Origin of the sequence: Streptomyces physcomitrii (assembly GCF_012273655.1) — a bacterium.
Classification (GTDB): domain Bacteria; phylum Actinomycetota; class Actinomycetes; order Streptomycetales; family Streptomycetaceae; genus Streptomyces; species Streptomyces physcomitrii.
The window spans coordinates 720,962-745,457 of sequence record NZ_JAAWWP010000001.1 but is presented as its reverse complement, the minus strand read 5'-3'; the positions used below and the strand labels follow the sequence as shown (position 1 = coordinate 745,457).

Annotated in this window: 21 protein-coding genes; 2 read left to right on the top strand and 19 right to left on the bottom strand. The window is 71.2% G+C overall.

Features of this window, described 5'->3' with window-relative positions:
* Positions 1-65: 65 nt before the first annotated feature.
* The 16 genes from atpD to HFV08_RS03045 all read right to left on the bottom strand — a co-directional run bounded on the left by atpD (position 66) and on the right by HFV08_RS03045 (position 16,652).
* Positions 66-1,517: a F0F1 ATP synthase subunit beta gene (gene atpD / locus HFV08_RS03120; protein WP_168535518.1), complete on the bottom strand. Its 1,452-nt coding sequence runs from the start codon at positions 1,515-1,517 to the stop codon at positions 66-68.
* Positions 1,518-2,435: a F0F1 ATP synthase subunit gamma gene (locus tag HFV08_RS03115; RefSeq protein WP_168535516.1), complete on the bottom strand. Its 918-nt coding sequence runs from the start codon at positions 2,433-2,435 to the stop codon at positions 1,518-1,520.
* Between the two features lie 21 nt (positions 2,436-2,456).
* On the bottom strand, positions 2,457-4,046 hold the full coding sequence (gene atpA, locus HFV08_RS03110) for a F0F1 ATP synthase subunit alpha (RefSeq protein WP_168535514.1): 1,590 nt from the start codon (positions 4,044-4,046) through the stop codon (positions 2,457-2,459).
* A 218-nt stretch (positions 4,047-4,264) separates the two neighbouring features.
* Positions 4,265-5,080, bottom strand: a complete 816-nt coding sequence (locus HFV08_RS03105) for a F0F1 ATP synthase subunit delta (RefSeq protein WP_168535512.1) — start codon at positions 5,078-5,080, stop codon at positions 4,265-4,267.
* Positions 5,077-5,634 carry a F0F1 ATP synthase subunit B gene (locus tag HFV08_RS03100; RefSeq protein ID WP_312885324.1) on the bottom strand — a complete coding sequence of 186 codons (558 nt, stop codon included), beginning with the start codon at positions 5,632-5,634 and terminating at the stop codon, positions 5,077-5,079. Before HFV08_RS03100 ends, HFV08_RS03105 begins: the two co-directional genes overlap by 4 nt.
* A 42-nt stretch (positions 5,635-5,676) precedes the next feature.
* A complete protein-coding gene (gene atpE / locus HFV08_RS03095; RefSeq protein ID WP_168535510.1) occupies positions 5,677-5,901 on the bottom strand; it encodes an ATP synthase F0 subunit C in 225 nt (74 codons plus the stop codon).
* Between the two features lie 76 nt (positions 5,902-5,977).
* Positions 5,978-6,796, bottom strand: coding sequence for a F0F1 ATP synthase subunit A (gene atpB, locus HFV08_RS03090; RefSeq protein WP_168535508.1), 819 nt, complete (start codon positions 6,794-6,796; stop codon positions 5,978-5,980).
* 225 nt (positions 6,797-7,021) lie between these two features.
* A complete protein-coding gene (locus HFV08_RS03085; RefSeq protein WP_168535506.1) occupies positions 7,022-7,468 on the bottom strand; it encodes a Cg1360 family ATP-synthase-associated protein in 447 nt (148 codons plus the stop codon).
* A 613-nt stretch (positions 7,469-8,081) separates the two neighbouring features.
* Complete coding sequence (locus HFV08_RS03080) at positions 8,082-9,509, bottom strand: MraY family glycosyltransferase (protein WP_168535504.1); 1,428 nt, start codon at positions 9,507-9,509, stop codon at positions 8,082-8,084.
* A 267-nt stretch (positions 9,510-9,776) separates the two neighbouring features.
* On the bottom strand, positions 9,777-11,060 hold the full coding sequence (glyA, locus tag HFV08_RS03075; RefSeq protein ID WP_168535502.1) for a serine hydroxymethyltransferase: 1,284 nt from the start codon (positions 11,058-11,060) through the stop codon (positions 9,777-9,779).
* A 380-nt stretch (positions 11,061-11,440) separates the two neighbouring features.
* Complete coding sequence (locus HFV08_RS03070) at positions 11,441-12,124, bottom strand: arsenate reductase/protein-tyrosine-phosphatase family protein (RefSeq protein WP_168535500.1); 684 nt, start codon at positions 12,122-12,124, stop codon at positions 11,441-11,443.
* Positions 12,121-12,768, bottom strand: a complete 648-nt coding sequence (locus HFV08_RS03065) for an L-threonylcarbamoyladenylate synthase (RefSeq protein ID WP_168535498.1) — start codon at positions 12,766-12,768, stop codon at positions 12,121-12,123. Before HFV08_RS03065 ends, HFV08_RS03070 begins: the two co-directional genes overlap by 4 nt.
* A gap of 85 nt (positions 12,769-12,853) precedes the next feature.
* Entirely contained in the window at positions 12,854-13,735 is an 882-nt protein-coding gene (gene prmC / locus HFV08_RS03060) for a peptide chain release factor N(5)-glutamine methyltransferase (protein WP_052482181.1), read from the bottom strand.
* Positions 13,736-13,813: 78 nt separating this feature from the next.
* The gene (gene prfA, locus HFV08_RS03055; protein WP_040248321.1) at positions 13,814-14,890 is read right to left on the bottom strand and encodes a peptide chain release factor 1; all 1,077 of its coding nucleotides are present in this window, start codon (positions 14,888-14,890) and stop codon (positions 13,814-13,816) included.
* Positions 14,891-15,081: 191 nt separating this feature from the next.
* Positions 15,082-15,303 (bottom strand): 50S ribosomal protein L31, encoded by a 222-nt coding sequence (gene rpmE, locus HFV08_RS03050; protein ID WP_168535496.1) that lies wholly within the window; start codon positions 15,301-15,303, stop codon positions 15,082-15,084.
* 215 nt (positions 15,304-15,518) lie between these two features.
* The gene (locus tag HFV08_RS03045) at positions 15,519-16,652 is read right to left on the bottom strand and encodes an LCP family protein (RefSeq protein ID WP_168535494.1); all 1,134 of its coding nucleotides are present in this window, start codon (positions 16,650-16,652) and stop codon (positions 15,519-15,521) included.
* Between the two features lie 865 nt (positions 16,653-17,517).
* On the opposite strand from HFV08_RS03045, the gene HFV08_RS03040 reads away from it, so the two are divergent.
* Together HFV08_RS03040 and HFV08_RS03035 are read left to right on the top strand one after the other, a co-directional pair.
* Positions 17,518-18,498 (top strand): helix-turn-helix domain-containing protein, encoded by a 981-nt coding sequence (locus HFV08_RS03040; protein ID WP_168535492.1) that lies wholly within the window; start codon positions 17,518-17,520, stop codon positions 18,496-18,498.
* A gap of 173 nt (positions 18,499-18,671) precedes the next feature.
* Entirely contained in the window at positions 18,672-19,655 is a 984-nt protein-coding gene (locus tag HFV08_RS03035) for a helix-turn-helix domain-containing protein (RefSeq protein ID WP_168535490.1), read from the top strand.
* Positions 19,656-19,801: 146 nt separating this feature from the next.
* On the opposite strand, the gene rho is transcribed toward HFV08_RS03035, so the two are convergent.
* The 3 genes from rho to thrC all read right to left on the bottom strand — a co-directional run bounded on the left by rho (position 19,802) and on the right by thrC (position 24,493).
* The gene (gene rho, locus HFV08_RS03030) at positions 19,802-21,820 is read right to left on the bottom strand and encodes a transcription termination factor Rho (protein WP_168535488.1); all 2,019 of its coding nucleotides are present in this window, start codon (positions 21,818-21,820) and stop codon (positions 19,802-19,804) included.
* A gap of 386 nt (positions 21,821-22,206) precedes the next feature.
* Positions 22,207-23,124, bottom strand: coding sequence for a homoserine kinase (gene thrB, locus HFV08_RS03025; protein ID WP_168535486.1), 918 nt, complete (start codon positions 23,122-23,124; stop codon positions 22,207-22,209).
* Positions 23,125-23,434: 310 nt separating this feature from the next.
* Positions 23,435-24,493: a threonine synthase gene (thrC, locus tag HFV08_RS03020; protein ID WP_040248331.1), complete on the bottom strand. Its 1,059-nt coding sequence runs from the start codon at positions 24,491-24,493 to the stop codon at positions 23,435-23,437.
* Between the last annotated feature and the right edge of the window lie 3 nt (positions 24,494-24,496).

Below are 24,496 nucleotides of genomic sequence, written 5' to 3'. Positions count from 1 at the left end.
TGCCGGGACCGGGCGAACCCGGAACCGGCGGGGAGGGCGTCCGCCCCTCTCGTCGGGTCGGCGGCTCAGGAGACGCCGAGCTCCTTGGCGTTGGCCTTCAGGTCCTCGATGCCACCGCACATGAAGAACGCCTGCTCGGGGAAGTGGTCGTACTCGCCGTCGCAGATCGCGTTGAAGGCCGCGATCGACTCGTCGAGGGGCACGTCCGAACCGTCGACGCCGGTGAACTGCTTGGCGACGTGGGTGTTCTGGGACAGGAAGCGCTCGACGCGACGGGCGCGGTGGACGACGAGCTTGTCCTCCTCGCCCAGCTCGTCGATACCGAGGATCGCGATGATGTCCTGGAGGTCCTTGTACTTCTGCAGGATGTTCTTGACGCGCATGGCGGCGTCGTAGTGCTCCTGCGTGATGTACCGGGGGTCCAGGATGCGGGACGTGGAGTCCAGCGGGTCCACCGCGGGGTAGATGCCCTTCTCGGAGATCGGACGGGAGAGCACCGTCGTCGCGTCGAGGTGGGCGAAGGTGGTCGCCGGGGCCGGGTCGGTCAGGTCGTCCGCGGGGACGTAGATCGCCTGCATGGAGGTGATCGAGTGACCGCGGGTCGAGGTGATGCGCTCCTGGAGGAGGCCCATCTCGTCGGCCAGGTTCGGCTGGTAGCCCACCGCGGAGGGCATGCGGCCGAGCAGGGTCGAGACCTCGGAACCGGCCTGGGTGAAGCGGAAGATGTTGTCGATGAAGAACAGCACGTCCTGCTTCTGCACATCGCGGAAGTACTCCGCCATGGTCAGACCGGCGAGGGCCACGCGCAGACGGGTGCCCGGGGGCTCGTCCATCTGGCCGAAGACCAGCGCGGTCTTGTCGATGACGCCGGACTCGCTCATCTCGTCGATGAGGTCGTTGCCCTCACGGGTGCGCTCACCGACGCCCGCGAACACCGACACACCGTCGTGGTTGTTGGCGACGCGGTAGATCATCTCCTGGATCAGCACGGTCTTGCCGACACCGGCACCACCGAACAGACCGATCTTTCCACCCTTGACGTACGGGGTGAGGAGGTCGATGACCTTGACGCCGGTCTCGAACATCTCGGTCTTCGACTCGAGCTCGTCGAAGTTCGGCGCCTTGCGGTGGATCGCCCAGCGCTCACCGACGTTGGCGTTCTCCTCGGGGACGTTCAGCACCTCGCCGAGGGTGTTGAACACCTTGCCCTTGGTGAAGTCGCCGACCGGGACGGTGATGCCGTCGCCGGTGTCGGTCACCGCGGCCTGGCGGACCAGGCCGTCGGTGGGCTGCATGGAGATCGCGCGGACCAGGCCCTCGCCGAGGTGCTGGGCGACCTCGAGGGTGAGGGTCTTCAGCTCACCGTCGGCGGCCGGGTCGGCCACCTCGACGGTCAGCGCGTTGTAGATGTCGGGCATCGCGTCGACGGGGAACTCCACGTCGACGACCGGGCCGATGACCCGGGCGACGCGGCCCGTGGCAACGGCCGACACCGTGCTCTCGGTTGTTGTCGTCACTTACTTGTCACTCCCCGCGGTCGCGTCGGCGAGGGCTGCGGAGCCTCCGACGATCTCGCTGATTTCCTGGGTGATTTCGGCCTGTCGGGCCGCGTTGGCAAGACGGGAGAGGCTGTTGATCAGGTCTCCCGCGTTGTCGGTCGCCGACTTCATCGCGCGGCGGGTGGCGGCGTGCTTGGAGGCAGCCGACTGGAGCAGCGCGTTGTAGATACGGCTCTCGACGTAGCGCGGCAGGAGGGCGTCGAGGACGTCCTCCGCCGACGGCTCGAAGTCGTACAGCGGCAGGATCTGGTCCTTGGCCGGCGACTCCTCCGCCACCTCGTCGAGGCTGAGCGGCAGCAGGCGGCTGTCGACCGCCGTCTGCGTCATCATCGAGACGAACTCGGTGTAGACGATGTGGAGTTCGTCCACGCCGCCCTCCGCCGTCTCGGTCTCGATGGCCTCGATCAGCGGACCGGCGATCTGCTTGGCGTCCGCGTACGTGGGCTCGTCGGTGAAGCCGGTCCACTGCTCCGCGATCTTGCGCTCACGGAAGTTGTAGTGGGCCACTCCACGACGGCCGACGATGTACGTGTCGACCTCGCGGCCCGCGGCCTCCAGGCGCGCCGTCAACTGCTCGGCGGCCTTGATCGCGTTGGAGTTGAAGGCACCGGCCAGACCGCGGTCGCTCGTCAGGAGCAGCACTGCGGACCGGGTCGGCGTCTTCGCCTCCGTGGTCAGCGGGTGTTCGGTGTTCGAGCCGGTTCCGACCGCCGTGACCGCGCGGGTCAGCTCGTTCGCGTAGGGGGTGGAGGCCGCCACCTTGCGCTGCGCCTTGACGACGCGCGAGGCGGCGATCATCTCCATCGCCTTCGTGATCTTCTTGGTCGCGGTGACGGATCGGATGCGACGCTTGTAGACCCGGAGCTGGGCTCCCATGAGTCAGGTCCCTTCCTTACGTCACTTGGCGGCGGCGGGGGCGTCCTCGCCGAGCAGCTTCCCGTCCGAGGTCTCGAACTGCTTCTTGAAGTCCGCGATCGCCTCGGCCACGGCCTGCAGGGTGTCGTCCGAGAGCTTGCCGCCCTCCTTGATGGAGGTCATCAGGCCCTGGTGGCTGCGGTGCAGGTAGTCGAGCAGCTCGCGCTCGAAACGGCGGATGTCGGCGACCGGCACATCGTCCATCTTGCCGGTGGTGCCGCCCCACACCGAGACGACCTGGTCCTCGGTGGCCATCGGCTGGTACTGGTTCTGCTTCAGCAGCTCGACCATGCGCTGACCGCGCTCCAGCTGCGCCTTGGAGGCGGCGTCCAGGTCGGAACCGAAGGCCGCGAAGGCCTCCAGCTCACGGAACTGGGCCAGGTCCACGCGCAGTCGTCCGGAGACCTGCTTCATGGCCTTGTGCTGGGCCGAACCACCGACGCGGGAGACCGAGATACCGACGTTCAGGGCCGGACGCTGACCGGCGTTGAAGAGGTCGGACTCCAGGAAGCACTGGCCGTCGGTGATGGAGATGACGTTGGTCGGGATGAACGCCGAGACGTCGTTGGCCTTCGTCTCGACGATCGGCAGACCGGTCATCGAGCCCGCGCCCTCCGCGTCGGAGAGCTTCGCGCAGCGCTCCAGGAGGCGGGAGTGCAGGTAGAAGACGTCACCCGGGTAGGCCTCGCGCCCCGGCGGGCGGCGCAGCAGCAGGGACACGGCGCGGTAGGCGTCGGCCTGCTTGGAGAGGTCGTCGAAGATGATGAGGACGTGCTTGCCCTCGTACATCCACTGCTGGCCGATGGCCGAGCCGGTGTAGGGCGCCAGGTACTTGAAGCCCGCCGGGTCGGACGCCGGGGCGGCGACGATGGTGGTGTACTCCAGGGCGCCGGCGTCCTCCAGGGCACCGCGCACGGAGGCGATGGTGGAGCCCTTCTGGCCGATGGCGACGTAGATGCAGCGGACCTGCTTGTTCACGTCGCCGGAGCGCCAGTTGTCGCGCTGGTTGATGATCGTGTCGACGGCCAGGGCGGTCTTGCCGGTCTGGCGGTCACCGATGATCAGCTGGCGCTGGCCGCGGCCGATCGGGGTCATCGCGTCGACGGCCTTGTAGCCGGTCTCCATCGGCTCGTGCACCGACTTGCGCTGCATGACCGTGGGGGCCTGCAGCTCGAGGGCGCGGCGGCCGGACGTCTCGATCTCGCCGAGGCCGTCGATCGGGTTGCCGAGCGGGTCGACGACGCGGCCGAGGTAACCCTCGCCCACCGCGACGGACAGGACCTCTCCGGTGCGCTGCACCGGCTGGCCCTCCTCGATACCGCTGAACTCACCGAGGACGACCGCACCGATCTCGCGCTCCTCGAGGTTGAGGGCGAGACCGAGGGTGCCGTCCTCGAACTTCAGCAGCTCGTTGGCCATGGCCGAGGGCAGGCCCTCGACCTTCGCGATGCCGTCACCTGCGACGGTGACCGTGCCGACCTCCTCGCGCGAGGCCGCGTCCGGCTTGTACGACTGGACAAAGTTCTCCAGCGCGTCCCGGATCTCCTCCGGCCGGATCGTGAGCTCCGCCATCTGGGTTCCCTGCTCTCCTTGTTGGGCCCGAAAGTTTCTTATGGGGTCTGGGGCTGTCCACCTTGCGGCTCGGCCGCAGGCCCCCCAGAAACATTCACTGCACGACCCAACGCGGGCCGTAGATCCTGCTCTTCTTCTTGCTGTTCACGGCGTCACGGCCGGTGCTGCCGCACCGGAGTGCGGCTCCCCGCCGGGCGCCGTGCGACGCCCGAGGGCGGTCAGCCGGCCACCCGGCGGCTCGCGTCCTCGATGCGGTCCGCGATGCTGCCGTTGATGATCTCGTCGCCGACCTGCACCCTGATCCCGCCGAGGACCGCGGGGTCCACGTCCAGGTTGAGGTGCATCTCACGGCCGTAGATGCGCGCCAGGGACCTGCCCAGACGCTGCTTCTGCTGGTCGCTGAGCGGCACCGCCGAGGTCACGACGGCGACCGTACGGTCCCGGCGCTCCGCGGCGAGCCTGGACAGCTCGATCAGACCTGCCTCCAGGCTACGTCCCCGGGGGTGGGTCACGAGGCGGCCGACCAGACGCTCGGTCGTCTCCTTGGCCCGGCCGCCGAGCAGGCTGCGCAGCAGCTCGCTCTTGGCGGTGCCGGTCGCGGTGCGGTTGACCAGCGCGGCCCGCAGCTCCATGGAGGATCCGACGATCCGCGCGAAGCGGAACAGCTCGTCCTCGACCTCGTCGAGCGTGCCCGCCTGCTGCGCCGCGGTGAGATCCGCGACGGTGGCCAGCACCTCGAGCGCGTCCACCAGATCGCGCGAGCGCGACCAGCGGGAGCGCACCATCCCGGTCACCAGATCGGCGGCTTCCCCGCCCACCTGGCCGCGGAAGAGGCGGCCGGCCAGCTCGGCCTTGGCGTCCCCGGACTGCGCCGGGTCGGTCAGGACCCGACGCAGCGACACCTCGCGGTCGAGCAGCGCGGTGACGGCGGCCAGTTCCCCGGCGAGCTGCTGCGCGGAGACGGACGTGTTGTCCGTCAGCGCGTCGAGGCGCTCACGTGCGGCGGCCAGTGCCTCGCGGCTCGCGCCGTTCATCGTGCGGCCTCGGCCTTCGACGCGGTCTCGTCGAGTCCGTCGAGGAAACGGTCGATGGTGCGGCTCTGCCGGGCGTGGTCCTCCAGGGACTCCCCGACGAGCTTGCCGGCCAGGGTCGTGGCGAGCGTGCCCACGTCCTGGCGCAGCGTCTGCGCCGCGGCCTTGCGGTCGGCCTCGATCTGGGCGTGACCGGCGGCGATGATCTCCTCACGCTGCCGCTGGCCTTCCGCACGCATCTCGGCGATGAGCACGGCGCCCTGCTCCTGCGCCTCCTGGCGCAGACGCGCGGCCTCGTGACGGGCCTCGGCGAGCTGAGCCTTGTACTGCTCAAGGACGCTGTTGGCCTCGGTCTTCGCGGCCTCGGCCTTCTCCATCCCGCCCTCGATCGCCTCCCGGCGCTCTTCCAGAACCTTGTTGATGTTCGGGAGGAGCTTCTTCGCGAGGAAACCGAAGACGATGACGAAGGCGATCAGGCCGATGACGAGCTCGGGCCACGGCGGAACGAGGGGGTTCTCCTTCTCCGCCTCGGACGCCAACTGAACCAGGGCGTTCACATCAGTGCCTTTCGTCTACGGGGCTGGTCGTCGTGGTTCGTCTTAGTAGACGAACGGCATGACGAGGCCGATGAGGGCCAGCGCCTCACAGAACGCGAAGCCGAGGATCTGGTTGGCACGGATCAGGCCGGCCGCCTCGGGCTGACGGGCCAGGGCCTCGGTGCCCTTACCGAAGATGACGCCGACGCCGACGCCCGGGCCGATGGCAGCGAGGCCGTAACCGACGGAGCCGAGGTCACCGGTGACTGCAGCGAGGGTCTGGGACATGCCAGTTCTTCCTTCTCTTAACGGACCGGTGGGGGTTGGCCACCGGACGACTACGGGTTTCTTGCGGAGGCGGTGCTCAGTGGTGCTCGGCGAGCGCGCCCTGAATGAAGGTGCAGGTCAGAAGCACGAACACGTACGCCTGGACCGCCTGGATGAACAGCTCGAAGGCCGTCATCACGATGACCATCACGAACGAGACCGCGGAGTAGGCGATGCCGATGCCGTTCAGCATGTACCAGCTGGCGATGGTGAAGAGCAGCAGCAGGGTGTGGCCGGCGAACATGTTCGCGAAGAGCCGCACCGCGTGCGTGAACGGCCGGACGATCAGGTTCGAGAAGAACTCGATGGTCATGGCCAGCGGGAGCACCGGACCGAGCGACTTGTCGTAACCGGTGAAGTTCTTGAAGGCACCGACGAGTCCGTGGCGCTTGAAGGTCAGCGACACCCACAGGACGTAGACGATCGCGGCGAGGACCATCGGGTAGGCGATGATCGACGTCACCGGGAACTGCGCGAGCGGGATGATCGACCAGAGGTTCATCATCCACACGAAGAAGAACAGCGAGACGACGAGCGGTACGTACTTCTCGCCCTCGCGCTTCCCGATGGTCTCGTGGACGACCCCGCGGCGCACGAAGTCGTAACCGGCCTCGGCCACCATCTGCAGCTTGCCCGGCACCAGCTTCGGCCGGGCGAAGGCCGCCCAGAAGAAGCCCACGATGACGAAGGAACCCAGCAGCGCCAGCAGCATGGGCTTGTTGAAGTAAAGGCCCTCGGTGTCGCCCCAGAGCGGCTCGAAGAGGAACGAATGCAGGCCCGGAGCCGGAAAGCCACACCCGTCGAAGAGGTGGCAATCGGTCTCGAAGGCGAGCACCTGTGTCGAGTCAGCACTCACCGCGGGCTCCTTCAGCGTGGCGCATAGGTACGGCAACCTCGTTGTGTCGGCGCGGCGCACAGCCGCGGTTCGGCACTGGACTGGTGTTTCGGATGTGGGGGCGGCGGACGGCCATCGAGCCTCGCGCTGGGACAGGCGTCAGCTCGGATGCCCGCGCCCGCAGTGCCGCAGTTGGCACCGGACGATAGCAGGATCGCGAACACGCGTTTATCCCGCCCCTACTTCTCACGACAGAGACCCCGTCTTCTCGGACTCCTTGCTCTGCGAGGGCTCGGGTTCAACGTAAAGGATCTTGGCCTTCAGGTGCGCACGCGTCTGGGCGGCGATCCACGTCAGGGTGGTCGCCACGAGCGTGAGCGCAAAGGACTTGGGGTGGAACAGCTCGGTGTTCTTGAACGCCGCCAGGAAGACGAACAGCAGCAGGATCTGCGTCGCGTACAGCAGCAGCCCCATCATCTGGAACAGCTGCGGCAGTGAACGCGCGGTCCGCTGGAGGACGAAGAGCCCGAGCCCCATGAAGAGGATCACGATCAGCGCCGCGACCGCCGCGCCCAGAGCGCCTTCCCCACCGGCGACGGCCGCAGCGACGACAGCGGCGATCACCCCCGCACCGGCGGTGGGCACCACTGCGGGCAGCAGGGACCGGGCGTCTTTCAGCGACGAGGAGGGCATGGCGGCAACTCCGCTTACTGGGAGGGGGCAGGGTGTCGTCATGGACGAGCGTAGTGCGGGTTTTTCGAGAGAGATCTCGGGTCAAGGGACCCGCGTGAAGCGGGCCTTCGGCTCTGTCCCGGGGTCTCGTGAACGGTATCACAAACTATTTGATGAGGTCTTTACCTGTAAAGTGTGCTTGCTGTCACACATGAGAAGCAAGCTGCGCGTCTGTGCACGCCGCGAGTCGAATCGCGTGCTATTGACCCGTTTTTGGATGCAGAAGGGTACGGTCGCCGCCCCCGCCCCGTCCTCAATTTCCTTGCAGGCGGCCAGAGTCCACGCGGTGCACCGGTAGTCACACGCGCCACATGTGAGGTCTCTCGCCCCACCCGCCCCGGCCGGAAGCGGACAGCCGCACGGCGGCGGACTCCCCCGCTCCCCCGGCCCCTTGACAGCCGCGCCCGCCGCACGGCCACCGCGGAGTCAACCGCTCCGGCGCTGTGCGCTTCGCGGCCGCAACGACGAGCCGGGGGCCGCCGCCCGTGATCGGGCCCGTTTTTCTTTGCGGGCATTTGGTGCCGCGGAGAATGACGTACGAGGCCCGGAGTTGCCGCGCACGGCCGGGCGCCCCTCAGTCCTTGTGCCGACCGGCGGGCCGGGCCCAGGCACTCACCGCGGTGGCGCCGCGCGGGCGGTGGCCCACTCCGGCCACCTCGTTGCCGGCGGTGGAGCCCTCGCGGGGTTCGGCGGCGGTGCTCGCGGCCGAGGCCCCCATCCCCCGGGTCAGCAGGGCCCCTTGGCCGGCAGCCGATGCAGGACTGTTATCCGCGTCGTCGCCCGCTGAGTCCTTCGCCTCCCCCGCGGGGTCCCCGTCCTCCTGCGGCGAGGGCTCCTCGTCGCGGTAGCGCGGCGGCACCATGGCCTGCGCCCACTGCGGGGTGCGGGGGCGGAAGCGCGGCAGCAGGAGCAGGACCAGGCCGACGAAGCTCAGGGCGACCACGGCGAGGACGATCCACATCGAGGCCGAGTTGACCGAGTAGGCGAGGGCGCCGAAGGCGATCAGGGCCGACCAGAAGTACATGATCAGCACCGCGCGGCTGTGCGAGTGCCCGATCTGCAGCAACCGGTGGTGCAGATGCCCGCGGTCGGCCGCGAACGGCGACTGGCCGCGCCAGGTGCGGCGCACGATGGCGAGGATCAGGTCGGCCGCGGGGATGGCGATGATCGTCAGCGGCAGCAGCAGCGGGATGTAGACGGGCACCGTCTGGTGGACCGTCGCGCGCTCGGAGCCGGAGAAGAGGTTCATGGCGTCGGGGTCGACCTGGCCGGTGATGGAGATCGCCCCGGCGGCGAGCACCAGGCCGATCAGCATCGAGCCCGAGTCGCCCATGAAGATCCGCGCCGGGTGCATGTTGTGCGGCAGGAAGCCGAGGCACATGCCCATCAGGATCGCGGAGAAGAGGGTGGCGGGGGCGGCCGCCTCCAGTCCGTAGCCGTACCAGATCCGGTAGGCGTACATGAAGAAGGCGGCGGCGGCGAGGCAGACCATGCCGGAGGCGAGGCCGTCGAGGCCGTCGACGAAGTTCACGGCGTTGATGGTGACCACGACCAGGGCGACCGTGAGCAGGGTGCCCTGCCACTGGGTGAGGGAGACCGAGCCGACGCCGGGGACCGGCAGCCACAGGATGGTCAGGCCCTGCATGACCATGACGCCCGCGGCGATCATCTGGCCGCCGAGCTTGATCAGGGCGTCGATCTCGAACTTGTCGTCCAGGACTCCGATGATCCAGATCAGCGCGGCCCCGGAGAGCAGGGCGCGCGGCTCGTTGGAGTGGTCGAAGACCTCGCTCAGGCTGCTGAGGTGGGAGGCGACGAGCAGGCCCGCGCACAGGCCGAAGAACATCGCGATGCCGCCGAGCCGGGGCGTGGGCTCCTTGTGCACGTCGCGGGCCCTGACCTCGGGCATCGCCCCGGCCACGATCGCGAACTTCCGCACCGGTCCGGTGAGCAGATATGTCACCGCGGCCGTGATGCAGAGCGTAAGGAGGTATTCACGCACGGGCTTCCCCACAGATGTCGCTGACCGGCCTGGCCGGACAAGTCCGAAGTGCCGGGCCCCTCCGCCGGAAGGGCCATGCGGTTCGCCTCCGGACTGCCGCGCCTCGCCCCACACCCTAGATGACTTCGGACCCGCTCATCTCGACGAGGCGGCCACCGGCCGCGGAGGCGGGAGCAGGGCAGCTGCTCCCGGTGACTGTGACTCCCCGGGGCGCCGGATGGTTGCACCGCCCCGGAATCGGTGCCGTCCCGGGGACGATCGGCTCCCTCAGCCTCCGCCGTCCGCCGGGGAGCCGCCGTACGGAGGGAAGTACGCGGTGAGTTCGCCGATCTCCTCGCGGGCGGTGCGGGCGTCCCGCTCGCCGCGCAGGACGGCGGCGAAGAGCCGGCCGATCAGCGCCGTCTCGGGCTCGCGCATGCCCTGGGTGGTCAGCGCGGCGGTGCCGAGGCGCAGCCCGCGGGTCTCGGGGTGCGGCAGCGCGCAGGTGTCCACCACGAGTCCGGCGGCGGCGAGCCGGGTGCGGGCCGCGCGGCCCTCGATGCCGAGCGGTGCCGGGTCGGCGAGGACCAGGTGGGTGTCGGTGCCGCCGGTGATCACGGTGAGCCCCTCCTCGGCCAGGCAGGCGGCGAGGGCGCGGGCGTTGGCGACCACCTGCCGCGCGTAGGAGGCGAACTCGGGGCGGGCGGCCTCCCCGAAGGCGACCGCCTTGGCGGCGACGGAGTTCATCTGGGCGCCGCCCTGGGTGAAGGGGAAGACGGCCCGGTCGACCCGCTCGGCGAACTGCGCCCCGCACAGCAGCAGTCCGCCCCGGGGCCCGCGCAGCACCTTGTGGGTGGTCCCGCAGACCAGGTCGGCGTACGGGACGGGGCTCGGCGCCACCCGGCCCGCGACGAGTCCGAGCGGGTGCGCGGCGTCGGCGATCAGATGGGCGCCCACCTCGTCGGCGATCTCGCGGAAGGCGGCGTAGTCGAGGTGGCGGGGATAGGAGATGGAGCCGCAGACCAGGGCCTTGGGGCGGTGGGTACGGGCGAGGGCGCGCACCTGGTCCATGTCGAGCAGCCCGGACTCCGGGTCGACGCCGTAGCCGACGAAGTCGAACCAGCGGCCGGAGAAGTTCGCGGGCGAGCCGTGGGTGAGGTGGCCGCCCGCGGGCAGCGCCATGGCCAGCACGGTGTCGCCGGGGCGCAGCAGGGCCGCGTAGGCGGCGAGCACGGCGGAGGAGCCGGAGTGCGGCTGGACGTTGGCGTGCTCGGCGCCGAACAGGGCCCGGGCGCGGTCGGCGGCGGTGCGTTCGGCGAGGTCGACGATCTCGCAGCCGCCGTGGTGGCGGGCGCCGGGGTAGCCCTCCGCGTACTTGTTGACCAGCGGGGAGCCGAGGGCGGCGAGGACGGCCGGGGAGGCGAAGTTCTCGGCGGCGATGAGCTGGAGGGTGCTCGCCTGGCGTGCGCTCTCCGCGCCGATGATCTCGGCCATCTCCGGGTCCTGGCCGCGCAGGGCCTCGATTCCCGGTCCGGCGGCGGACTGCGGCGGGGTGGCGTGGCTGACCGGCATCTTCGGCTCCGGGCCTCTGCGGCGGGGTGCCGGTCCGCGCCGCCGGGTCCGGGTCATACGGCGGGCGCCGTGGTGGCGGTCGGCCCGGTGGCGGGACCGTGTGCACTGGGGTGTCCAATGTAGGACGCCTGGTGCCGGTCCGCCCGGTGTGGGCGCCGGGGGCGGGAGACCCGGTCTTCGGGGCGGGACGGGGCCTTCCCGGGGCGGGCGAGGGCTCTCGGACACGGACGGCCGGTGCTCTTGGACACGGACGGCCGGCGCACTCGGACGCGGGCGGCCGGTGCTCTCGGACGCGGGCCGCGGCGCGGGACTCCCGAGCGCGGCCGGGGCGGGCTCCCGTACGGGCGGGGCGCGCCCTCAGGAGCCGGGCCGGGGGCTTCTCAGGTGCGGGCCGGGACGCCGGTGAGGGCGGTGACCACCGGGTCGAGGGCCTGGTGGATCTCCTCGCCGACGGAGCGGAAGAAGGGCAGCGGGGCGCCGTAGGGGTCGTAGACCTCGTCGGCCTCCACGCTGGGGGCGAGCAGCCAGCCGCGCAGGGCGGCGGCGGCACGGACCAGGGCGCGGGCGCGCTCGGCGACGCCGTCGTCGAGGGGGTCCGGCAGGGTCGCCGGGTCGATGGCGCGCACCAGCCGGGTGAACTCCTTCAGGGTGAAGGTGCGCAGCCCGGCGGAGTGGCCCATGGAGATCACCTGGGCGCGGTGGTCGCGGGTGGCGGTGAGCACCAGGTCGGCCCGGATGACGTGGTCGTCGAGGAGTTCGCGGCCGGTGAAGCCCGCGGCGTCGGCGCCGAAGTCGGCGAGCACGGCCTCCGCGTTGGCCTCCATGGGCGCGCCCTCGTGGCCCCAGGTGCCGGCGCTCTCCACCAGGAGGCCGCCGATGACGACGGGGCCCGTCTCGCCGGTGGGCAGGCCGGGGCCCGCCAGGCCCAGGCGGTGGGCGAGGGCGTGGCGGGTCAGCCGCTCGGTGATCGGCGAGCGGCAGACGTTGCCGGTGCTGACGTGGAGGATCCGGAAGGTGCCGCCGTATGCGGCGCCCGCTATGCCACGCCCCTCAGGGGCCGTCAATTGGCCACCTCGAGGTCGGGGACCACCTTGCGCAGCTCCTCGGCGTGCAGGGCGCCGGCGCGCAGCAGGACCGGCACCTTGCCCGTGACGTCCACGATCGAGGAGGGGACGATGCCGGGCGTCGGGCCGCCGTCGAGGTAGACGGAGACGGCGTCGCCGAGCATCTGCTGGGCGGCGTCGCAGTCCTCGGGCGCCGGGTGCCCGGTGAGGTTGGCGGAGGAGACCGCCATCGGGCCGACGTCGGTGAGGAGTTCGATGGCGACCGGGTGCAGGGGCATCCGGATGGCGACGGTGCCGCGGGTGTCGCCGAGGTCCCACTGGAGCGAGGGCTGGTGCTTGGCGACCAGGGTCAGGGCGCCGGGCCAGAAGGCGTCGACGAGTTCCCAGGCCATCTCGGAGAAGTCGGTGACCAGGCCGTGCAGGGTGTTCGGGGAGCCGATGAGCACCGGGGTGGGCATGTTGCGGCCGCGGCCCTTGGCGTCGAGCAGGTCGTTGACGGCCTCCGAGCTGAAGGCGTCGGCGCCGATGCCGTAGACGGTGTCCGTGGGCAGCACGACCAGCTCGCCGCGGCGGACGGCGGACCCGGCCTCACGCAGACCGGTGATCCGGTCGGTCGCGTCATTGGTGTCGTATCGCCGAGCCATCGTTACCTGTCCTCCTCGGTTGGGTTCCTGCTGCTGCTCACGGGGAGCGGGGGGCCAAGGCGGCCGCGGGGCGGTCGCCGGAGCGTCACGGCAGTGCCTTGCGGGCCGTCGCGAAACGCGGCCGGTTGTTCAGGTCGGGGTGGTCGGCGGCGTCCGCCCAGCCGCATTCCTCGTTGAAGATCCACGGCACCTGGCCCCCCTGGGTGTCGGCGTGCTCGACGACGACCACGCCGCCGGGGCGCAGCAGCCGGTGCGCGGTGCGTTCGATGCCGCGGATGGTGTCGAGCCCGTCCTCACCGGAGAACAGGGCGAGTTGGGGGTCGTGGTCGCGGGCCTCGGGGGCGACGTACTCCCACTCGGTGAGCGGGATGTACGGCGGGTTGGAGATCACCAGGTCGACCTGGCCGCCGAGTTCGGGCAGGGCGGACAGGGCGTCGCCCTTGTGCACGCTGACCCGGGAGCCCTCGGCGTTCCTGCGGGTCCACACCAGCGCCTCCTCGGACAGCTCCACGGCGTGCACCCGGGAGCGGGGCACCTCCTGGGCCATGGCGAGGGCGATCGCGCCGGAGCCGGTGCACAGGTCGACGATGAGCGGCTCGACGACGTCCATCGCGCGTACCGCGTCTATCGCCCAGCCGACCACCGACTCGGTCTCCGGGCGGGGCACGAACACCCCGGGGCCGACCTGGAGTTCCAGATAGCGGAAGTAGGCGAGGCCGGTGATGTGCTGGAGGGGCTCGCGGGCCTCGCGGCGGGCGACGGCCTCCCAGTAGCGGGCGTCGAAGTCGGCGTCCGGGACCCGGTGCAGCTCGCCCCGCTTGACGCTGTGCACGAAGGCGGCGAGCTCCTCGGCGTCATTGCGCGGGGAGGGCACTCCGGCGTCGGCCAGCCGCTGGGTGGCCTGGGCGACTTCCGCGAGCAGCACGCTGCGGGGGCTTGGGGGTCGCTCCCCGAAATACTGCTGCACGCTGGGCCTCCAGGGGCTGAGCTGTTGTCCGGGTGGGCGCGGGGGCGGCCGGTGGACCGCGGTGCGCCCGGTGCCGCCTCAGGCGGCGGCGAGCTTCGCCGCCGCGTCGGCGTCGACGCAGGCCTGGATCACGGCGTCCAGTTCTCCGTCGAGCACCTGGTCCAGGTTGTACGCCTTGAAGCCGACGCGGTGGTCGGAGATGCGGTTCTCCGGGTAGTTGTACGTACGGATCTTCTCCGAGCGGTCGACCGTGCGCACCTGGCTGCGGCGGGCGTCCGCGGCCTTGCTCTCGGCCTCCTCCTGCGCGGCGGCGAGCAGCCTGGAGCGCAGGATACGCATCGCCTGCTCCTTGTTCTGCAGCTGGCTCTTCTCGTTCTGGCAGGAGGCGACGACCCCGGTGGGCAGATGCGTGATGCGCACCGCGGAGTCGGTGGTGTTGACGGACTGGCCGCCGGGACCGGAGGAGCGGTAGACGTCGATCCGCAGGTCGTTGGCGTGGATCTCGACGTCGATCTCCTCGGCCTCGGGGGTGACGAGCACCCCGGCGGCGGAGGTGTGGATGCGGCCCTGCGACTCGGTGGAGGGCACCCGCTGCACGCGGTGCACCCCGCCCTCGTACTTCAGGCGGGCCCAGACGCCCTGGCCGGGCTCGGTGGCGCCCTGGCCGCCCTTGGTCTTCACGGCGACCTGGACGTCCTTGTAGCCGCCGAGCTCGGACTCGGTGGAGTCGATGACCTCGGTCTTCCAGCCGACGCGCTCGGCGTAGCGCAGATACATCCGCAGCAGGTCCCCGGCGAAGAGGGCGGACTCGTCGCCGCCCGCGCCGGCCTTGATCTCCAGGATGACGTCCTTGTCGTCGCTGGGGTCCCGGGGCACCAGGAGCAGCCGCAGCTTCTCGGTCAGCTCCTCGCGGTGCCGGTCGAGTTCCTTGACCTCGGCGGCGAAGTCGGGGTCGTCGGCGGCGAGTTCGCGGGCGGTCTCGATGTCCTCGCCGGTCTGCTTCCAGGAGCGGTACGCGGCGACGATCGGGGTCAGCTCCGCGTACCGCTTGTTGAGCTTGCGCGCGTTGGCCTGATCGGCGTGCACGGCGGGGTCGGAGAGCCGCTTCTCCAAAGAGGCGTGCTCGCCGACGAGGTCCTCGACCGCCTCGAACATCTGGGTGCTCCTGAGTTGGGGTGCCCCCGTCTCCTCGCGGAGCCCGGGGACGTACGAAGGGGGTGCGCGGCCCTGCGCGGGGCCCGCTGCGCGCGGTCGCGGGGCTGCCGCGCGCGGTGCGGGTGTCCCGAGCAAAAACGCCGGTCCAGGCGCGCCCCGAGGGGCGGCCGTGGACCGGCGCGGTCGGCTCGCTACTTCTTGGAGCCGGCGGCCTTGCCGAAGCGGGCCTCGAAGCGGGCCACGCGGCCACCGGTGTCGAGGATCTTCTGCTTGCCCGTGTAGAACGGGTGGCACTCGGAGCAGACCTCGGCACGGATGGTGCCGCTGTTGATGGTGCTGCGAGTGGTGAACGACGCACCGCAGGTGCAGCTGACCTGGGTCTCGACGTACTCGGGGTGAATCTCGCGCTTCAAGGGAATCTCCTGTGTTCTCGGGAGGGCACCGGGTCGCCTGCGCGGATTGCGGGGCGTGAACCGGGACCGACGGGTCAGTCTGCCAGGACTGTCCGCATCTCCCAAAACCGGGGTGGGGCCCCCGGTATTCCCCGCGCCGTCGCAGGGGCCCGCGCGAGGGGCGTGCGCCCGGCGACGGGGCGCGCGAATCGCTCCACGCGCCCCGCCCCGGCGGCTCAGCCCGCGCCGACGACGCCGCCCGCGGAGCCCTTGTCCCCGGCGGAGTCCTTCGTGGCGGAGGCGGGGATCGGCCGGTCCTCGCGCAGGGCGGCCCAGACCTTGCGGTCCGCCTTCTCCTGGGGCAGGACCCGGTTCGGGTCGGCGGGGTCGTACTCGACCGGCAGCGTCACCATCTTCATGTCCCCGCCGCCGATGCCGCTCAGGCCGCGGGCGAAGCCGGAGAGGTCCCGTACCGAGTCGAGGCCGGAGTCGGTGGTGACCGCACTGGTGGCGGTGTCGGCGAGGTCGTACATCTTCTTCGGGCTGCCGAACACGTCGACCTGCTTGACCTGGGCGATCAGCGCCTTGATGAAGGCCTGCTGGAGCTGGATGCGGCCGAGGTCGCTGCCGTCGCCGACCGCGTGCCGGGTGCGGACCAGGCCGAGCGACTGCTCGCCGTTCAGCTGGTGCCTGCCGGGGTCGAGCCGCAGATGGCTCTTGGGGTCGTCGATCGGCTTGCTGGTGGTGATGCCGACCCCGCCGAGGGTGTCGATCAGCTTCTTGAAGCCGGTGAAGTCGACTTCCAGGTAGTGGTCCATGCGGATGCCGGACAGCGACTCGACGGTCTTCACGGCGCAGGCCGGGCCGCCGATCTCGTAGGCCGAGTTGAACATCTGCCGCTCGGCGGCCGGGGTGGTGCCGCCGCCGTCCTTGGACTCGCAGTCGGGCCGGCTGATGAGGGTGTCCCGGGGGATGGAGACCACGCTGGCCTTCCGGTGGCCCTCGTAGACGTGCACCACCATCGCGGTGTCCGAGCGGGCGCCGCCCTGGTCCCTGCCGTACTCGGCGTTGGCGCCGGAGCGGGAGTCGGAGCCCATCACCAGGATGTCCTGGGAGCCGTTGTCGACGTTCTCCGGGCGGTCGTCGCCCTTGAGCTGGTTGTCGATGTCCACGCCGGTGATGTTGTCGTCGAGCTTGAAGTACAGGTACCCGGCACCGGTGCCGCCGAGCACGACCAGACCCGCGGCGGTCCACGCGGTGCCGAGGAACACCTTGCGGCGGGTGCTCTGGGGCTTGCGGCGCCGCCCCTTCGTGTTCGTGCGGCGGCGCGGACCGGGCGTACCGGTATCGGGCGTGTGCGGCTCGCTCATGTGCTTCCTCGGTCCTCCTGCGGTCGGCAACCCCCTGCTTCAGGGCCTGTGACAACGGCGTCGGTCCTACCGGTAGACGGCGGGACCCGCAGAAGGGTTGCACAGGGCTCTGTGCAAGCCGCGTGACCGGTGAAACACCAAACGTGATCGGATCGTTGCCGAACCCCGGTCCCACCTGCGCGTTTCCAGGACCCGATGATCACAGGAACGGGGCGGCGGGCGGCCGAAATCTGTGGCGAAGGTCTCCGGAAGCGGCACGACAGCCGCGCGGAAGGGGTGATTCCGCTACCCGTACGGAAGCGGGGTACGCGCGCGGAACTGCGGAGAGCGGGCGCGCGGACGCACGCGAGGGCGCGGCAGGGCGGCGGGGTACGGGGCCGTGCGCGTGTGCCCACGACTCCCCCGTGGCCGTAGGCACACGCACCCATCCCCCGATATCCCGCGGGCTGCGCAGGGAGCGGCCGCTCCCCCGTGGCGGTCCGTCCCCCGTGACGAACTGGCGGACCGCGCCGTGCGGTCCACTCCCTGCAACAACCTCTGAAGGACATCTTCCGCCTCTGCGGTCCTCTTGTCGTTGGCCCACAGCGCACAGAATCCTTGACGCTGCGCGCACACCCCGCCCCCCACGGGCTCCACCGGGGAGCGCACGCGCGTACGTGTACCGGCACAGCCCAGCACAGTCACCACAAAGCGCACACAGACCCTTCACGCAGCAACTGCGGCGCAGGTCACACCCGCCCCACCCGGGGGCGTGGCCCGCCCGTCGCACACCGCAAGCACACCGCGAACGCCCGCTCGCCCGGGCCGAGTTGAATGACTCACGTCACACGGGCGAGGATGCGCGCGCCAAGCCATTGGGGGCAACGTGATCGAGTTGGAGTTCCGGGGCGACGACCTTTCCGGGGCCGAGCGCTTCGCACACTGGCGGGAGCTGGCCCTGAAGCGGCCCGCGCCGGTGACGGTGCGCGCGGAGGACACCGAGCGCTTCGCCGCGAATCTGCGACTGCTCGCCCTCGGCCCGGTCCAGGTCTCCGAGGTCACCAGCCCCTCCCTGTGGTCCTTCCGCACCGCCGCCCTGATCCGGCGCTCGGACCCGGAGCTGTACGAGCTGACCCTGCCGCTGCAGGGCCGCTCCTATGTGGCGCAGGAGGGCGTCACCACCGAGCACACCGCGGGGGCGCTGGTGCTCTCCAGCACCTCGCACCCCTTCGAGACGGGGGTGCGCGCGGCCCGCGGCCCGGCCCGGGTCGCCAAGATCTATCTGCCGCGCAGCCTGCTCTCGGTGCCCGCGCCCGCGGCCGACAGCCTGCTCGCCCGGCCGCTGCCCGCGGACAGCGGGATCGGCGCCCTGTTCACCCAGTTCGTCACCGGGCTGCTCGCGGACAGCTCGGCGTACGGCCCCGCGGACGGCCCCCGGCTCGGCACGGTGCTCCTGAACCTCTCGGTCGCCCTGCTCGCCCACCACACCGACGAGGAGCGGCGGCTGCCCCCGGAGAGCCGCAGCCGCACCCTGTTCCTGCAGATCCAGGACTTCGTCCGGCGCAACCTCGGCGACCCCTCGCTCTCCCCGGAGACGGTCGCCGCCGCCCACCACATCTCCACCCGCTACCTCCACCGCCTGTTCCAGGACCACGAGTTGACCGTCGGCGGCTGGATCCGCACCGAGCGCCTGGAGCGCTGCGTACGGGACCTCACCGACCCCAAGCAGCGGCACACCCCGATCAGCGAACTCGCGGCCCGCTGGGGCTTCAGCCACCCGGCCGCCTTCAGCCGCGCCTTCCGCGCGGCCTACGGCAGCTCGCCGAGCGAGTACCGCGCCCACCACCGGCTGCGGCTGGTGGGCTGAGGGAACCCGGCGACCGCACACCCGCGCGCGGAACCGCCCTGGGACACAACTGGGTCAGGGCGTTGAACAAACACTTATCAAAAGGCGGTTGAGTAGACGGTGCCCGAACGGACGGGTGGGAGGACCGTGGGAGGCCGAGCGGCCCTCTCAGGTACCTCAGGAGGTGGGGGACGATGAGCGATCTGGACTTCCGCGGCGAGGAGCTGGCCGGACCCGAGCGCTTCGAGCACTGGCGCACCCTGGCACTCGACAGCACGGTGCCCACCGATCTGTCCTCCGAGCACGTGGAGGAGTTCGAGTGCAGCCTGCGCGGCTTCCTGCTCGGCCCCGTCAAGGCCCTGACCACCACCTGCCCCACCATCGCCGCCCGCCGCACCCGCCGCCACATCGGCGCCTCCGACCCGGAGATGTACGAGCTGTGCCTGCCCCAGCAGGGCACCGGCCACCTGGACCTGGGCCGCGCCGGCACGGTCTCCTTCGGCCCGGGCACCGTGGTGGTGGGCACCACCTCGCTGCCCTTCGTCTCCTCGGCGCGCGCCCAGGGCGGGCTGGTCTCGGTCACGAAGTTCTACGTACCGCGGCGGCTGGTGCCGATACCGGCGCACAGCGTGGACACCCTGCTCGCCCGGCCGCTGCCCACCGGGGAGGGGGTGGGCGCGCTCTTCGGGCAGCTGCTGCTGCGGCTCGCCGAGGAGTCGGACACCTACCGCCCCGCCGACCGCGCACGGCTCGGCACCGTGGTGGCCGACATGTTCGCCGCGGTGCTCGCCCACCACCTCGACGCCGAGCGCAGCATCCCGCCCGAGAGCCACCGGCGCACCCTCTTCCTGCGCACCCAGGACTTCATCCGCCGCAATCTGCACGACCCCTGGCTCACCGCGGACACCGTGGCCGCCGCCCACCACATCTCCACCCGCTACCTCTACCGCCTCTACCAGGACAACGGCCTGACGGTACGCGCCTGGATCCGCGACCAGCGGCTCGACCGGTCCGCCCGCGAACTGGCCGACCCGGCCCGGGTCCACCTGCCCATCCACGAGTTGGCGACCCGCTGGGGCTTCAGCCACCCGGCCGCCTTCAGCCGCGCCTTCCGGGACGCCCACGGCCTCGCGCCCAGCGACTACCGGCGGCTGCACCTCTCCCCCGCGGCGCCCTGACCGCGCCGCCGTCCCGGTAGGGAGTCCTGCGGACCGCCGTGCGCGCACCGCCGTACGCGGACGAGGCCGCCCCCGCCACGCGCGCTGCGTGACGGGGGCGGCCTCTCGGACGTACCGGCACTGCGGGGCCGACTGCCGGGCGGGGCTCAGTCGTTGCCGTTGCCCGGGGTCGGCGTCGTCTTCTGGATCTGGAGCAGGAACTCCGCGTTGGACTTCGTCTGCTTCATCTTGTCCAGAAGCAGCTCGATCGCCTGCTGCTGGTCGAGGGCGTGCAGCACCCGGCGCAGCTTCCAGACGATGCCCAGCTCGTCGCTGCCGAGCAGGATCTCCTCCTTGCGGGTGCTGGACGCGTCGACGTCCACCGCCGGGAAGATGCGCTTGTCCGAGAGCTTCCGGTCGAGCTTGAGCTCCATGTTGCCGGTGCCCTTGAACTCCTCGAAGATCACCTCGTCCATCCGCGAGCCGGTGTCGACCAGCGCGGTGGCCAGGATGGTCAGCGAGCCGCCGTCCTCGATGTTGCGCGCCGCGCCGAAGAACCGCTTCGGCGGGTAGAGCGCGGTCGAGTCGACACCACCGGACAGGATGCGCCCGGAGGCCGGGGCCGCGAGGTTGTACGCGCGGCCGAGGCGGGTGATGGAGTCGAGCAGGACGACCACGTCGTGGCCCAGCTCCACCAGGCGCTTGGCGCGCTCGATGGCCAGCTCCGCGACCGTGGTGTGGTCCTCGGCGGGGCGGTCGAAGGTCGAGGAGATGACCTCGCCCTTCACCGACCGCTGCATGTCGGTGACCTCTTCCGGACGCTCGTCGACGAGGACGACCATCAGGTGGCACTCGGGGCTGTTGTGCGTGATGGCGTTGGCGATCGCCTGCATGATCATGGTCTTGCCGGTCTTCGGCGGGGCCACGATCAGACCGCGCTGGCCCTTGCCGATGGGCGAGACCAGGTCGATGATGCGGGTCGTCAGCACCCCGGGGTCGGTCTCCAGGCGGAGCCGGTCCTGCGGGTACAGCGGGGTGAGCTTGTTGAACTCCGGCCGCCCGCGGCCGTGTTCGGGCGCCATGCCGTTCACCGAGTCCAGGCGCACCAGGGCGTTGAACTTCTCGCGGCGCTCGCCGTCCTTGGGCTGGCGCACCGCGCCGGTGACGTGGTCGCCCTTGCGCAGGCCGTTCTTGCGGACCTGGGCGAGCGAGACGTACACGTCGTTGGGGCCGGGCAGGTAGCCCGAGGTCCGGATGAACGCGTAGTTGTCGAGGATGTCGAGGATGCCCGCGACCGGGATCAGCACATCGTCCTCGGAGACCTGCGGCTCGCTGACCTCGTCGCGTCCGCGGCGGCCCCGGCGGTCGCGGTAGCGGCCCCGGCGCCCGCGGCGGCCACCGCCGTCGTCGTCGAAGTCGTCGTCCTTGCCGCGGTTGCCGCCGCCGCCCTGCTGGCGCTGCTGCTGACCGCCGCCGCCCTGGGCCTGCTGGTCGTCCTTGCCGCCGCGGCGGTCGCGGTCGCGGCCGTCCCGGTCGCGGCCACCGCGCTCACGGCGCTCCCGGCGGCCCTGGCGGCCCTCGCCGCCCTGGTCCCCGTCGCCCTTGTGCTCGGCCTGGCCGGCGTCCTGCCGGCTCTCGCCCTTGGACTCGCCCTTGGCGTCGGCGGCCTTGGCGTCCGTCTTGCCCTCGGCGGTGTCCGCGGCGCGCTCGGCGCGGCGGCGGGAGGTGCCCTGCGGCTCGTCTCCGGCGCCCTGGCCGGGGATCTCGATCTGCGAGCCGGACTTCGCCGGAGCCTCCGTCGTGGCGGCCGGAGCGCTCTGCTCGGCCTTGGCGCCCTCGGCGGAATCGCCGGTACGGGCCCGGGAGGTGGTGCGGCGCTTGGGCTTGGTCTCGGCGTCGGTGCTCTTCGCCGCGGCGCCCTCGGCCTGGGAGCCGCCCCCCGCCTGCGCCTCCTTGATGACCTCGATCAGCTGGCTCTTGCGCATCCGCGCCGTGCCCCTGATCCCGAGGCCGGAGGCGACCTGCTGCAGTTCGGCCAGCACCATGCCCTCGAGGCCGGTGCCGCGACGGCGCCGCGTGCCGGCCGCAGCGCCGGAGGCAGGCGCGGCGGAGGCGTCCGTGGCGGGCGTGGCGGCAGAATCGACGCTGCCGTCAGTCACGCCCATCAGATCGGTGGTGTCGCTCACGAAGGGTCCTTCCCTGGAGCGGACGTCGGCCTGTCTGGCTCGGCGACCGGTTGTGCTGTCCGGCAATGGCCCTTGCTTTTCGGACCGTGCCGGGGCGGTGGTCCCGCCGAAGCGGCGGAAGAAACAACGGGTGATGGCGATTCCCCGAGCCGTGCCACGGATTTCTGGAAGTCACGCGGCTCGGTCACGCCGTTCCGGAGCGTGCTCGGCACCTCTCAGCGCTGTGCGCCGAGCAGGTTGGGAGGCTCCCGGAAAATTGGCTGTCCCGAAGGGGGACACGAAGCACCTTGTCCATGGTAGGGCCATGGTGGGGTCGGGTGCAGACTTGAGGTTAACACTACCGGATCCAACAAATATTCCCCCTCTCGCTTTCCGGCAATCGTGTATCAGGGCGCAAGCGGCAGCACGCTCGCTCCCGTGCCGTCCAGGGCGAGCCGGTTCGCGGCCCAGCCCTCACCCGCGAGCGTGGCCACCTTGTCCGCCGCGGACTCGTCCACCAGGGCGAGCACCGTCGGTCCGGCACCGGAGATCACCGCGGGCACCCCGTCGCCGCGCAGCCGCTCGACCAGGGCCGCGCTCTCCGGCATCGCGGGCGCGCGGTAGTCCTGGTGCAGCCGGTCCAGGGTGGCGGGGAGCAGGAGTTCGGGGCGCCGGGTGAGGGCCTCGACGAGCAGTGCGGCACGGCCCGCGTTGGCGGCCGCGTCGACGTGCGGGACGGTGCGCGGCAGCAGCCCCCGGGCGGTCTCGGTGAGCACCGGCTTGCCGGGTACGAAAACCACCGGGACGAGCGAGGCGGCGGGTTCCATCCGGATCGCGCGGGCCGCGCCGCCGTCCAGCCAGGAGAGCGTGAACCCGCCGAGCAGGCAGGCGGCGACATTGTCCGGGTGCCCCTCGATCTCGGTGGCGAGTTCGAGCAGCGCGGCGTCGTCGAGCCGGGCGTCGCCGCCGATGGCCACCGCCCGCGCGGCGACGATGCCCGCGCAGATGGCGGCGGAGGAGGAGCCGAGTCCGCGCCCGTGCGGGATGCGGTTGGCGCAGACCACCTCCAGGCCGCGGGGCTGCCCGCCGAGCAGGTCGAAGGCGGTGCGCAGGGACCGTACGAGCAGGTGGTCCTCGTCGCGCGGCAGGCTCTCGCTGCCCTCGCCCGCGATGTCGATGTGCAGCCCGGAGTCGGCGACCCGGACCACGACGTCGTCGTACAGCCCGAGGGACAGCCCGAGGCTGTCGAAACCGGGGCCGAGGTTGGCGCTGGTGGCGGGGACGCGCACGCGGACGGCGGCGGCGCGGAACGCAGGACCGGCCATCGCTCGATGACTCTCCTTGAACGGCGGGTGTGTGCGAGGTGTGTGCAAGGTTCCAGGCTTGCTCGACGAGGCTTGTTCTCGGCATGGGGAACCCGGGGCCGCGACCCAGGCGGCAGCTGCGGCACATGCAGCGTGGCGGGTTCGGTACAGCCTATCGAAGGTTGCCTGGTCGGCGACATAGGGCGCACAGGAGGCGCACGATGCGTGTCGCCACGGGCACGTGCACCCCCCGTACTCTTTCCGGTCTTCCGCCCGCTCGCGCCGGTGTCCGGCCGGCCGCGGACGGTGCGGCGGCGCGGCCGGAAACCGCTCAGGCGAGGCCGAGGCGCTCCGCCGCGGTGGCGGCGTCCACCGGTACCGTCACCGGCTGCGGCGCGCCCGCCACCGCCCAGTCCGGGTCCTTGAGCCCGTTGCCGGTCACGGTGCAGACGATGCGCTGGCCGCGGTCGACCTTGCCGAGCTCCGCCGACTTCAGCAGACCGGCGACCGAGGCGGCCGAGGCGGGCTCGACGAAGACGCCCTCCTGGGAGGCCAACAGCCGGTAGGCGCGCAGGATCTCACGGTCCGTCACCTCGTCGATGAAGCCGCCCGACTCCTCCTGCGCGGCGAGCGCGAACTTCCAGGAGGCCGGGTTGCCGATCCGGATCGCGGTCGCGATCGTCGAGGGGTCCTTGACCACCTCGCCGCGCACGATCGGCGCCGAACCCGAGGCCTGGAAGCCCCACATGCGCGGGGTGCGCGAGGAGACCCCGTCGGCCGCGTACTCGCGGTACCCCTTCCAGTACGCGGTGATGTTCCCGGCGTTGCCGACCGGCAGCACATGCAGGTCCGGCGCCTCGCCGAGGGCGTCCACGATCTCGAAGGCGGCCGTCTTCTGGCCCTCGATGCGTACCGGGTTGACCGAATTCACCAGCGCCACCGGGTAGTTCTCGGAGAGCGCGCGGGCCAGCGTCAGGCAGTCGTCGAAATTCCCGTCCACCTGGAGGATCTTGGCGCCGTGCACGAGGGCCTGGCCCATCTTGCCGAGCGCGATCTTGCCCTGCGGCACGAGCACCGCGCTGACCATGCCCGCGCGCACCGCGTAGGCGGCGGCCGAAGCCGAGGTGTTGCCGGTGGAGGCGCAGATGACCGCCTTGGCGCCCTCCTCCTTGGCGCGGGTGATGGCCATCGTCATCCCGCGGTCCTTGAAGGACCCGGTCGGGTTGGCGCCCTCGACCTTGAGATGGACCTCGCAGCCCGTGCGCTCGGAGAGCACCTGCGCGGGTACGAGGGGCGTGCCGCCCTCGCGGAGGGTGACGACCTCGGTGGTGTCCGAGACGGGCAGCCGGTCCCGGTATTCCTCGATGATTCCGCGCCACTGGTGGGTCATTGC